Here is a 12,957-nt window from a genome sequence, read left to right on the forward strand (position 1 = left end):
GTGGGTACTGCGGACAGTATATTTGGCTACAGCGCAATTTTTAACTATTAAGAGTCGATTAATAAATAGACAAAAGAACAGCAAATACCTATTATAAATATAAGAAATAGATTCAACAGCAATGAAAAATCAACTCGATCGCCTAAAAAAGTTTTTAGGTATCCTCTGTGCGATCGCCTCAATAATTATATTATTCCAATCGGCTATACCTGGTGTTTACGCCACGGTTGTTGTACCGGAAGGATCAACTATAGCACAAACCACCCTAGCTTTTGTGCCGAACATACCGGGCGGCGGATTAGACTTTCACGAATCAGCAGGAGGACACACTTTAGAAAGACACGTTGGTAAAACAGAAGCAGAACTAGCACAGCGACTCGCAAGCGAAACGAGAATTTCTGCAGCATCTTCTTTTACTGATCGTTCCGTCGCCGAAGCGGCTATTGCAGAAGCAATGAACAGAAATCAAAGTGCGATCGACTCCTGGGTGAAAAGTCGAGGCAATCGTTATACGATCGACTACAACACCAACAGAATAATTGGCATTACTCTGCGTCGCCGCGCATCCAAAGCAACTTCAACATCTCGCCTGAGAATCGTCCTCCAGCGCAGTGCCAAATTACCTCCCGGATACTTTATTCTCACAGCCTATCCCCAATGATCAATCAATTTCCTCATTTAACCCAATTTTTCAGTTCCTACTTTCACCAAGACTGGCCATTAGAAGCTGACACTCCTAGCGATGTAGTGAACAACTACCGCAGCAGCGAACCGCCCGCAAGTGTTGAAGCTGCATCGCAAGAACTCAGCAAACTGCTCGAAATGCCGATCGCCCCAGCCGATTTAGAAGCATTCATCCTCGATGAATTAGGGTGTTACTACGATCCACAATCCGAAAATCAAACAGTCCGAGAGTGGTTGGAATCGGTGCAAAAATCTTTGAATAATCCTAGATAAAATCTATATATTTGTAGGGACACGGCACTGCCGTGTCCTCTATATAATTCTTATGCAACCGAAAACGATATCACTTGCTAACCGTCAATAAGTAGCCTTCGTGGACATTAAAATTAGGGATAACATACGCCAAGCTGCCGCTACCCACCGACAAACTTTCTTCTTTAACTGTGACAAGCTGTGGCACGGCTCCTTCTTGATTGTTGGGTATCTTTTCTAACTTTAGAGTGATTTTCTGACCCCTTTGAATACCTAGCTGCTCCAAATTTCCGAGGGTTAATGTTACCGTTGTTGCTGAGGAAAAATTGGGGTCGAAATAACCTAAAAGTATCTGTGCTTTACCTTCATGATTTGACTTGCTGGCTAAAGCGACAAGGCGATTGTTATTTGACCAACTCCGCACCCGCGAATTAACTCCGTCAGCATAAGCTTTGTAAGCCCACCAAGCTGCTCTTGGCTCAAAAGTATTAGGCGTGACCATCCCACTCAGCGTATTGTTGAAGCAATTGCTAACTTTATTTGGCCCTTTACTCTCCCAACAAGCTCTGCAAGCACCGTCAGCTTTTGCATACTCTAAGTTATACAAATAACCTAAGATTTCCCCCGGCTGGTACTGCGCTAAGTTCCCGACAATTTCGTTGACGTAAATTTTTTGCAATTTCAGTTCCTTGTAAGAAGGACTTTGCTGAAAATTGCGTTTAGCCTCAATTACGTGATCGTCAACAAATAAAATCATCGCGTCGTTAAGTTCGTGCCATGAGAGGAAATTAACTTCAAGTTTGTTAGCCTTGCAGTAATCCAAAAAAGCCGCGAGATATTCTTTGCTGTAGCGGCCGAGGCTTGGCCCGCCAATCATTGCTGACGGCCCCAATTCTTCCCGCAAGATTTTGTAAGCTCTTTTGTAAGTTTCAAAGAATTGTTCTCTGCTTCCGTTCCAAAATGGATCTTTCCAATCTGGTTCATTCCATACATCCCAAATAATTTTTTTGCCTTTATTTTGCTGGGCTAACTGTCGGATGAATGCTTCCCATGCAGGGTAGTTTTGATAGGGCCACCCATTGGGATTGCTACCGTAGCCCCACAAATCGCTGACTACTAACTGAAACTCGGCTCCGCTGGCGATTACTCGATCGTAAATATCGAGTCTCCCCGCCCGCCAAAGTTTGGGCTGCAAGGGTTTGATAGAACTATCCGGCGGTTTTGCGGTGTCGATTCCGTGCAGGATGCCGCTCATGGAAATTGTACCGGTGGCTGGCTGTCCAAAATCTACTGTAACGTTCGATCGCAGTTGGGCGATCGCTCTTGGCTGTCCCAAATAGGCTATTAACAGAACAGTGACAATAGCTAAACCAATTGGCAGCAGTTTACTAATACGTGGGAACTTGAATGTAAGTTGCATATTTTTTTGTAGTTGATGTTTGGTGGAATGGGCATCTAGCCCGTTCCTAATAAGGCTGCAAGAACTCAGTTTTAACGAACGTATGACAACACTTCAAAACCCTGTATTGATTCTATCACTTGTTGCCACGATCGGGAGTTAATCAGCTCGTTGGTATCGAACGGAACTCCTTTTTCCGCAGCAAAAATACCAAAATTTTTCACCCAATCAAAGATAGTTTCTGTGGTAAAATAAGGTGTGCAGGCCCAAGCAGATTGCAAATTATTCACCATCGCGGACATATCTCCCCGATCGTAAGCTTCCCAAGCTTTCCACACTAAATAATAGTATTTCAGCAGGCTATCCACTTGCTGTACCTGTTTTTTGAGTTTCGGACTAATAGATAAACTATCGCTCTCATCGTCACTTACAAATGCCTGCTCAATTATTTCTTCATATTCCCGAAGCATCCGTTCTTCTTTGAATAGTTCTTGGGCTCGCGCTTTGCACGATTGTCCTGCAAGCCTGCGCGCTTCGGGATTTTCTGCCCATATTTCGACCGTTTCTACCAACTCTTTTACTGTTCCTGCTGGATCGATTGTAGGATCGGGCAGTAGCTTTCCCGTGTCTCCCAATTCTTCGGGAATACCGCTGACGGCTGTGGCAATTACGGGCAATCCTTTCGCCATTGCTTCCATAATTGCTAGCGGCATTCCTTCTGCTTGGGAAGATAAAATAAAGATGTCGCTGGCGTCGAGCCAATCGGCAATATCCCAGCGCTGTCCTAAGAATTTCACCTGTTCTTCTACTCCTAATTGGCTCACAGTTGCTCTTAATTCAGGTTCCATATTGTCGTGAGTAGTAGACCCAGGCCCGGCCCAAACAAAGTAAATTTGCGACCAAATCGGACGATTTTTCAATTGGGCGATCGCCTGCAATTGATACTGATATCCTTTAATTGGAGTCAATCTCGCCGCCGTGAAACAAACAACAGCATCTTCGGGGATTCCTTGTTCTTGACGCAGGCGTTGGCGAGTTGAAAGATTCGGTGGCTCAAAATAACTATTTGGTCTGCCATAATAGATTACTTTGCCCCGTTCAAGACGTGCTTTAAATAGACTTTGGAACAAGTTTAAATTCTCGTGGGAAACTGCTACTGCTGCTTTGGCTACAATGTACTGGTAGGCAACTGCATCGAAATAGGGAATTTGATCGCCGCGATCGAAGGTCTCATAATTGCGATTGATATAACCCAGACTGATTATGTACGGTATATTTTGCTCGATCGCAACTTGTTTAGCTGCAAAGTTAGCCATCGGCCAGCCGTCACTAAATATAATTAAATCCGGTCGAGCTTGGGCGTAAATCTTTTGAGCATCATCTAAATTGTAAGCTATTCGCAAAAACTCTTTCATCGTGTCGAACTCTAGCCAAATATGTTCGATACCTAGCTGTTTTTGTTCGGTAATTAAAGGATTAGAAGCTTGACTTTGAACGCTGGTTACTCGGTAGCCATCAGCAGCTAATTTACACATCAGCGAGTGGTTAAACTGAGCCAAACCGCCGACTCCTGAGTCTTCTGTGTACAGGAGTACGTGCTTTGTCTGCTGCCGAGAAAGCGAACTGGCGGTCGATTGGAACTGATAAGGATTGTTTGCTGCGATCGCCACTATGTCTTGCCATTCCTGTAAATTGGTTAAGGCATAGGCATCAAAGTTGTAGCCGTACTGTTCCGAAACCCCCTTAAAAGTTTCCAGCCAATTAAAAACAGTTTCAGTGCCTGTCAAACGAGTGTAATACAAAGATTTTTCCAGACTTTCGACCATTTCTGGCAAATATCCGTTGCAGTACATCCGCCATGCTATCCATACTAAACACTTGTAACGTTCCGCGCGTTTCAAGTCGCGGATGTGCTGAGGCAAATCTGGCCTCGCAAAAAATTGCTCCATCAAAATTTCCGTATTTTTCATTAATTTGGAGCCGTTGGACATAAGATTGGTATCGTGCTGACGATAGCCCGTTAATATGTCTTTTAACCAAACTGACTTGCAGCCTTTTAAACCTAAACGTAGCACAAAATCTAAATCTTCGGTTGGCGGCAAGCGATGATCGAAACCGCCCAAGCGTTCCCACCACTCTCGCCGCAGCATCATGGCGCTGGGACGCACTGATTTGTATAAAACAAAGGCTTCTAAATCTAATTTTGGTTCTTCTTCCCAAGGCTTGACTCCATAGATACCTTCGTCGTTTTTGCCAACAATAACCCAACCTGTTTGCACCATATCTAATGTGGGGTCAGCGTCAAAGCAAGCTACTTGTTTTTCTAGTTTTTCTGGTAAGAAGAAGTCGTCAGCATCTAGAAAAGCTAAAAATTCGCCTTGTGCTAACTTACAAGCACGATTTCGAGCAATTGCTGCTCCTTGGTTATCTTGATAGATGTATTGAATTACATCGATGTAAGGTGACAAAACTTGTCGAGTGTTGTCTGTTGAGCCGTCGTCTACGACGATAATTTCCCAGTTTTGATAAGTCTGGCCCAGAACACTCTCTACGGCTCTGACAATGTAGCGCTCGCAGTTGTAAGCCGGGATGATGACACTGACGCGAACTTTTTTGGGAGTAATAATACTAGCCATTAACTGTTTCCATTCTGGTAATTTTCGGAGAGAATTTGCATCGATATTGCGGCCGTAGGTTTTAGCAATTTCAGTGATGCGCTTTACCCAATCTGCTATAGTTGCTGTTAGGGAGTACGGAGTATAATCCAAAGATTTTTGCAAATACTCAGTCATTTCTGCCGGATATCCGCTGTAGAAAAGTTGCCACGCCATCCATGTCAGAGCCTCATAAAAAGCCAGCTTTTCTAATTGGCGGATGTCCTCTGGTAAGTCGGCTCTACTGAAGAAACTTTGCTTTAATTTAATACAAAGGTTTGCTTGTTTTAGCGCTCTCTGGATGGACACATTTTGCCCGTGCTGGCGGTAGCATACTGTCACTTGAGGCAACCAAGCAGCTTCGCAGCCAGATAGTGCTAAACGCAAGATTAAGTCGGCATCATCTACTGAATCATACTGAGAATCAAAGCCACCGACTCGTTCCAGCCACTGCCGCGAAAACATCATGGCGCTGGGAAGTAGGGGCATATAAACAATCCAGGTTTTTAAGTCTAGCTGAGGCAAGTATTCCCAGGGTGTGACATCGAAAATACTTTCGCCTTGCTCTTTAACCATTCGCCAGCCACTATTAACAATTCCTAGTGATGGCTGAGCGTCAAATAACGCAACTTGTCCAGCTAACTTATCGGACAAGAAAAAGTCATCTTGATCTAAAAAAGCAATTAATTCACCTCTGGATTCTTGAATTCCTCGGTTTCTCGCGGCAGCTACTCCTTGGTTTTCCTGATAAACATAGCGAATTTTGTCAAAATAAGGCTGCAATGCTTGGCGGGTGTCGTCGGTTGAGCCGTCGTCTACGACGATAATTTCCCAGTTTTTATAGGTTTGGCTGATGACGCTTTCTACCGCTTGCGCGATGTAGCGAGATCCATTATATGCTGGAATAATTACACTTACTCGCGGTGTCAGATTTGCAATTGACATGAATTTTATCGGTGGTAAGGAAGTTCGGCAACGGATTCTGTAACGGATGTAACGGATGTAACGGATGTTAGGCAGAAGGCAGATGCAATTCTACTGTTGAGAGCAATCCGAATTTGAAATGTAAATTTGGTATTTTAGCGTGCATAAAATACAGATTCAATCCCCTGTACTTCCTCGACTAATTGTTGCCATTCTACTGAATTAATTAGAGAATATGTATCTAAACTATGCCCTTTAGCTGACGAAAAATTACCAAAATATTCTACCCAGTTTAAGAGCGTTTCTGTACTCAAAAAAGGTGTGTACTTCAAAGATTTTTGAAGCGACTTCTGCATTCCGCTTAGATCTTCTTGACAGTAAGCCTGCCAAGCATTCCATACTAAAGAGCTGTAGTTGACCAGGCTTTCTATTTTCGCCATTGACCTCTGCACCTTGTTTTGAGTAACAAATGGATCTGTTTGACGATCATCGCAAACTAAAGCTTTTTCGATCGCCTCCATCGACTCTGCCAACATCCGTTCCTCTTTAAACACTTGCTCGGCCCGCTGCTTGCAAGCTTGACCGATTTGATGGCGTAATTCTGGATTCATTGCCCAAGCTTCTACAGTTTGCGCCAATTCCCTCGCGGTTCCCTCTGGATCGGTATTCGGATCTGGCAACAATTTCCCAGTCTCGGCAAGCCCTTCAGGAATGCCGCCTACAGCCGTTGCAACTACCGGCAATCCCTTAGCCATCGCTTCCATAACTGCAAGAGAAGGCGCTGCATCTGCTACAGAAGTCAAAATGAATATGTCACTAGCATCCAGCCAATCTAGGATATCCCAGCGCTGTCCGATCGCCTTCACGCGATCGCTCACCCCTAACTCTTTAATAGTTTGCCTCAATTCTATTTCTACATTATCAGCGCTTCCCTCACCCGTTCCTGCCCAGACAAAATACAATTTAGACCACACAGGAGACTGCTGCAACTGCTTGATTGCTTCGATCTGATATCGGTGTCCTTTAATCGATGCCAATCGAGCCGATGTGAAACAGACAATCGCATCTTCAGGAATTCCTATTTCTTGTCGCAGGCGTTGACGAGCCGCAGCATTAGGAGGTGCAAAATATTCAGGAGAACGCCCCAAGTAAATCACTTGTCCTCGCTCTTTCGGCAACTTGAAATGTTGGCACAATAAATTCAAATGTTCGTAAGCGCCAACAATCAATGCTCTAGCTTGCAGGCAGTGGTAGAGCACTCCTTCTACATAAGGCACTACATCCCCGCAGGCAAAAGTTGCGTGTTCTGGCATAACTAATCCCATCACCATCATGTATGGTATTCCCATTTCAATAACTACCTGTTTAGCTGCAAAATTGGAAAATGGCCAACCATCGCTAAAAATAATCATATCCGGTTGATTGCTAGCAAAAAGCTCTCGTGCATCCTGAGTATTTCTTAACACCCGCTGTAAATCTTTATGGCCACTAAAATCCAGCCACAAGTGCTCTATACCTAACTCTCGTTCTCGCTCAAGCAAGGGGCTAGAATATTTGGTTTGCACGCAAGTGACTCGATACCCTAATAAGGCTAACTGACAGAGAATGGCATGATTGTATTGCGCTAATCCTCCCACACCCGGATCGTCGGTGTTGTAGAGTAGAATGTGGGCTTGCCTTTTTGAAGGTGTGGGAATAGAACTCTGTTGAGATTGGGGTGGATTAGTCATCACCATCAAAATTATCTCTTGCCATTGGGCTAAGTTACTCAGCGAATAAGCGTCAAAGTTTTCACCATATTCTTCAGAAGCCATCTGAAAACTTTCCAGCCAATTCAAGACTGTTTTTGTGGGCGAAAAAGGCGTATATTGCAATGACTCTTCTAAACACTGGGCCATCTCTGTTAGATGACCGTCGCGATACATCCGCCATGCCAGCCACTTTAAGCATTGATAGCGTTCTGAGTTTTTTAACTGCCGGATTGACTGAGGCAAATCGGGTCGAGCGAAGAATTTTTTCATCACAATTTCTATATCCTTCATTACGCGAAAACCGCTTGACATGAGATTAGAATTGTGCTGGCGATAACAGGTAAGTGTCTCTTCTAACCAAACTGCTTTGCACCCCTTTAAAGCTAAACGCAAGGCAAAGTCTAAATCTTCTGCTAGTGGCAACTGAGAATCGAAACCGCCCAATTTTTCCCACCACTTTCGGCGCAGCATCATCGCACTCGGTCGCACGCATTTATATAGAATAAAGCTTTCTAAATCTAATTTAGATGCTTGCTGCCAAGGCTTGACAGCAGAAATCTCTCGCCCGGTTTCATCGACGATAACCCAACCTGTTTGCACCATATCTAAGGTGGGTTCAGCGTCAAAGCAAGCTAGTTGTTTCTCTAGCTTTGATGGTAGGAAATAGTCATCGGCATCGAGAAAGGCTAAAAACTCGCCTTGCGCTAGTTGGCAAGCAATATTTCGGGCGGCTGCTACTCCTTGATTTTCCTGGTATATGTAGCGAATTCTGTCAAAATAAGGCTGCAATACTTGCTGCGTGCGATCTGTGGAACCATCGTCTACAACTATAATCTCCAAATTAGTAAAAGTTTGACCTAGGGCGCTTTCCACCGCTTGTACGATGTAGCGATCGCCATTATATACAGGTATAATTACGCTTAATTGCGGTGTTTGAGTAGCTGTTGACATTATTTAGCTCGCTGTTAACCTATGATTATCTAGTTTAGATTAATGTGGCGGACATTCATTATTATTCTCTGTTCGGTTGCTCTACTTACAAAAACTTGAACTTTGGCAAAGTGTAGCATATAATTTTACATGGAATGATAACTCAAAAGGAAAATAAAAAATGAATTCGGAAACGGCGCAGGTGAATTTTCAGCAACAGGCAGAACTTTATTTAGCTACAGGCAACTTCGATCGGGCGATCGCACTTTGCCAACAAGTTTTGGCATCTGAACCCAACTCTGCAGAGACTTGCAAGACCTTGGGGAAAGCGCTGCAAGCTCAGGGTAAACTAGAAGACGCAAGGTATTGGTATAAAGTTGCGATCGCCCACCAACCGGATTTTGCCGAAGCTTTTGCTAACCTAGGCACTCTCTCCGCTACTTTGGAACAGTGGCAAGAGGCGATCGCCTGTTACCAAAAAGCCATCTCCCTGCAACCAAACTTTGCAGGATTTTACCGTAATTTGAGCCGGATATTTACCCAAGTCGGTCAAGCTGAAGAAGCAGCAGACTGTTGGTATCAAGCACTAATCGTGGAACCGATAGAAATAGCAGAAGAATATCTCGATTTAGGTAATACTTTGCTTGCCCAAAATAAGCCAGATAAAGCGCTGACTTGTTACCACCGCACGATTTATTTAAACCCCAGCTTTTGCGAAGCTTATTGCAAAATAGCCGAAGCGGCTAGCGAGCTAAAGCAGTGGGACGAAGCTATCGTTAACTACCGCAAAGCTATTCAACTCCAGCCGGAGATTTCGGAGTTTCATTACAAACTAGGCAATGTTTTGCAAGCTAAGGAACTCTGGCGCGAAGCGGAGGCTGCCTACCGAAAAAGTATTGATTTAAATCCCAATTCTTTTTTGTCATACTACAACTTAGGCAGCGTGCTGCTCAATTTAGAAAAATGGGAAGAAGCTGCGATAGCCTACCGCACGGCTGTTGAAATTAACCCGGGTTTTTCTTGGTCTTACTACAGCATCGGTGCAGCTTGCGATCGATTAGAAGAATGGTCTGAATCCGCCGCAGCTTACCAGCACGCTACTGAAGTAGACCCAAATTTTTTCGCAGCTTTTCACAAGTTAGGAGATGCACTTTTTAAGCTAGAAAAGTGGTCAGAAGCTGAGGCTGCATACGAACGGGCGATCGCACTAAATGCAGATTTATTTTGGTCTCATTATAACTTAGCTTTGACTTTAGTTAAACTTCAAAAGTTTGCAGGCGCAACACTCGCTTATCGGCGGGCGATCGCAGTCGATCCAGAATTCTCTTGGACTTACCACAATTTAGGAGAAGTGCTGTTAAAAACCCAACAGTGGAAAGCCGCAGCTACCGCTTACCAACGTGCTATAGAACTTAATCCCACTATTTCTTGGTCTTATTACAATTTAGGCGATGCTTTTAGTGAAAGTCACGCATGGAACGATGCTGTTTCCGCCTACCTTTGTGCGATTCAAATCGAGCCGTCTCTACCGGGAATTTACATAAAATTAGGTGCGGCTCTAATTAAAAGAACTCCGGTAGATTCAGATGTAGCAACTAGCTATTATCACCACGAAATGCAGCCGCCGCACGCTCCTGAATTTTACTGCGAAATCGCTCAAAAGTTTGCTGAGAGCGATCGGCTTAACGAAGCCATAATGTTGTACTTGATGGCATTAGAAATTAGACCAAAAGATCCAGAAATATCCCCAAAATTAGAGGAGATTTTAGAAAAACAGCGTCAAACAGGGGAATCTACTCTATTATTAGAGTTAGAGGCTAAGGATATTCGCGATCGCTACATTGCCCGAGTAGTCAAAGGCAAGACTTTTGCAGAAGTCGGCGGCTTGTGGGGAACTGTCAGCGAAAAAGTATCCGTAGCTAGCAAATACGGTGCAGTTTCTCTGACAATGATTGATGCCATGCCGGCATCCCTTAACTGGTGGCAAGATTTTCACGATCGGATGACAAGTTTAAATATTGCTAATTATCACTGTATCAATCAAGATATCACTCAGATTCAACTTGCAGACATTGGCGAACCTTACGATGTAGTTCACTGTGCAGGAGTTTTGTACCATCACCCCCATCCGTTGCAGATTTTAGTTGCCTTGCGTCAGATAACTCGCGAGCATTTAGTTTTCACTTCAGCTATTACCCAAGAAGTTATAGAGAATGAGTTAGGACGCTATGAACTTCCCCCTTCTGGAGTAATGTTTATTCCCGCTTTGGACGACGCCGAACGAGCTATTTTAACAGCTTATTGGCAGCTATACATCAACAACAACCCACTTATAGGGATAACTGAGAAAGCAGTTTTTGACATGAACAATTTTGCGGCGTGCTGGTGGCTGCCTACAGCTACTGCTTTAGAAGCTATGTGCGAAGTCGCGGGATTTAAAGTTTTAGACAAAGGATTGACTTGGAGCAATAATGCTCTGACTCTGCTGCTGGGGATTTGAGGATTGCTAAACGAATAATAAGAGGACTTGCTTGTGCACAAACGGCTAAACACCCGGTTTATGAGCGGATTCCTCGTTTTCTTTCCCCAATATTCCTACTAGAAACCGGGTGTTTTCCGTAAGTCCTAAATAAAATAGCTGCCAACATTTTTTGTGAATAAAACAGGAACTGGGAAATAATCAATGAACAATCAGCAACCAGGGACGCCGTTAGGAAACATTTTAGTAGTAGACGATACAGCAGAAAACCTGCGTCTGTTGTCTACGATGTTGACTCAGAGGGGATACACCCCCCGCTGCGTGATTAACGGAAAAATGGCTTTGAGAGCCTGCAATTCTAATCCACCAGATTTGATTTTGCTCGACATAATGATGCCGGAAATGAACGGTTATGAAGTTTGTCAGCACTTGAAAGTAGAGCCTAAAACTCGCGAAATCCCGGTAATTTTTATCAGCGCTAAAGATGAAGTTTTCGACAAAGTAAACGCATTTGCTGTGGGAGCTGTTGACTATATCAGCAAGCCATTTCAGTTTGAAGAAGTGCTCGCCCGCATCGAAAGTCACCTTAGCCTGCGGAATTTACAAAAGCAGCTAAAAGAACAAAATATGCTGCTGCAAGAAGAAATCACGAGCCGCTTAGCAGTGGAAAAAACTCTTCAGGAAAAAAACCAAATCTTGCAACAAGAAATCAGCACCCGTCGCGCTGTTGAAAAAGCTCTGCAAGAGCAAAATTTGGTACTCCAACAAGAGATATCCCACCGCCAGCGCGCCGAATCTGCTTTATTAAAATCTAACCAAGAATTGGCGCGTTCAAATGCAGAACTAGAACAATTTGCTTATGTGGCTTCTCATGACTTGCAAGCGCCTTTAGCAACCATTGCTAGTTACGCTCAACTTTTAGAAAAACGCTACAAAGACCAACTCGACAGCCAAGGTAGTAAGTTTATCGGCAATATCGTTCAGGGTTGCACCCGAATGCAAACTTTAATTGACGATTTACTCGAATATTCGCGCGTTGGCCGGAGTCGGAAACCTTTTGAACTGACAGATTGCAATCATGCAGTCGAGCAAGCACTCGCGAACCTGCAAGGGGCAATCCGCGAGAATAAAGCCGTTGTCACCTACAGCGAATTACCAACGGTAATGGGGGATAGTTCTCAACTCGTACAGCTATTTCAAAATTTAGTCAGCAATGCGATTAAATATCGCCACGATGCACCGCCTGTGGTTCATATTGCCGCTTGTAAACAGGAGGAAAACTGGTTAATTTATGTCTCAGATAATGGAATTGGGATTGCTCCCCAGCATCAAAAACGTATCTTTCAAATTTTCCAGCGCTTGCACACTCAAAGAGAATATTCTGGGACAGGTATTGGTTTAGCAATTTGTCAAAAAATTGTGGAACTTCACGGCGGATGTATCTGGGTAAAATCGGAACCGGATCAAGGTTCAACTTTTTACTTTACTCTCGCTTAATTGAGACATAACTTCGGCCACAGCTATAAGCTATAAGGGAGGTAAAATTAATTACTTTCTATATTCTAAATCCTAACCTAGAAGATATAATCTAGAAGGTAATACTATTGAATATGGCAGATGAAAGCAGTAAAGAATTGGGAAGAATGTGACTATCGGGGTGTGGATATGGGCTATAGTTGCATTTTTTTAATTGGTATAAATGCCCAGTTATAATAAAAATTATTTTCCGTTGACAGTCTAGTTGGTGCGTGATATAATTTTAATTATTAAACAAAATTTTTGTAGCGCTTGCTTACCCTCCCTAATCTGACGGTCAATGTATGTGTACGTGCAATTGAATGACTGCCCTGAAAATAAAAGGTAGAATTCAAGTTAGTTTAACAT

7 protein-coding genes are annotated in these 12,957 nt (G+C 43.6%); 4 read left to right on the forward strand and 3 right to left on the reverse strand.

The features are described 5' to 3' along the window. Window positions 1-121 precede the first annotated feature (121 nt). Both Q5691_RS01945 and Q5691_RS01950 read left to right on the forward strand, forming a co-directional pair. Window positions 122-661: an RNase A-like domain-containing protein gene (locus tag Q5691_RS01945; RefSeq protein WP_333209271.1), complete on the forward strand. Its 540-nt coding sequence runs from the start codon at window positions 122-124 to the stop codon at window positions 659-661. Continuing rightward, the gene (locus tag Q5691_RS01950; protein ID WP_333209272.1) at window positions 658-957 is read left to right on the forward strand and encodes a contact-dependent growth inhibition system immunity protein; all 300 of its coding nucleotides are present in this window, start codon (window positions 658-660) and stop codon (window positions 955-957) included. The genes Q5691_RS01945 and Q5691_RS01950 overlap by 4 nt, the downstream gene beginning before the upstream one ends. 70 nt (window positions 958-1,027) lie before the next feature. Here the strand turns inward: Q5691_RS01950 and Q5691_RS01955 are convergent, their stop codons facing one another. The 3 genes from Q5691_RS01955 to Q5691_RS01965 form a co-directional block, all read right to left on the reverse strand. After that, the gene (locus Q5691_RS01955) at window positions 1,028-2,356 is read right to left on the reverse strand and encodes a GH39 family glycosyl hydrolase (protein WP_333209274.1); all 1,329 of its coding nucleotides are present in this window, start codon (window positions 2,354-2,356) and stop codon (window positions 1,028-1,030) included. Between the two features lie 71 nt (window positions 2,357-2,427). Continuing rightward, window positions 2,428-5,934, reverse strand: coding sequence for a glycosyltransferase (locus Q5691_RS01960; protein WP_333209276.1), 3,507 nt, complete (start codon window positions 5,932-5,934; stop codon window positions 2,428-2,430). Between the two features lie 134 nt (window positions 5,935-6,068). Next, window positions 6,069-8,615, reverse strand: coding sequence for a glycosyltransferase (locus tag Q5691_RS01965; RefSeq protein WP_333343815.1), 2,547 nt, complete (start codon window positions 8,613-8,615; stop codon window positions 6,069-6,071). Window positions 8,616-8,775: 160 nt separating this feature from the next. Between Q5691_RS01965 and Q5691_RS01970 the strand changes: the two genes are divergently transcribed. Next, window positions 8,776-11,094: a tetratricopeptide repeat protein gene (locus Q5691_RS01970; RefSeq protein ID WP_333209280.1), complete on the forward strand. Its 2,319-nt coding sequence runs from the start codon at window positions 8,776-8,778 to the stop codon at window positions 11,092-11,094. 183 nt (window positions 11,095-11,277) lie between these two features. After that, a complete protein-coding gene (locus Q5691_RS01975) occupies window positions 11,278-12,570 on the forward strand; it encodes an ATP-binding protein (RefSeq protein ID WP_333209282.1) in 1,293 nt (430 codons plus the stop codon). The last annotated feature ends 387 nt before the right edge of the window (window positions 12,571-12,957 follow it).

Origin of the sequence: Microcoleus sp. w1-18aA5, from assembly GCF_036701705.1 — a bacterium.
Lineage (GTDB): Bacteria > Cyanobacteriota > Cyanobacteriia > Cyanobacteriales > Microcoleaceae > Microcoleus.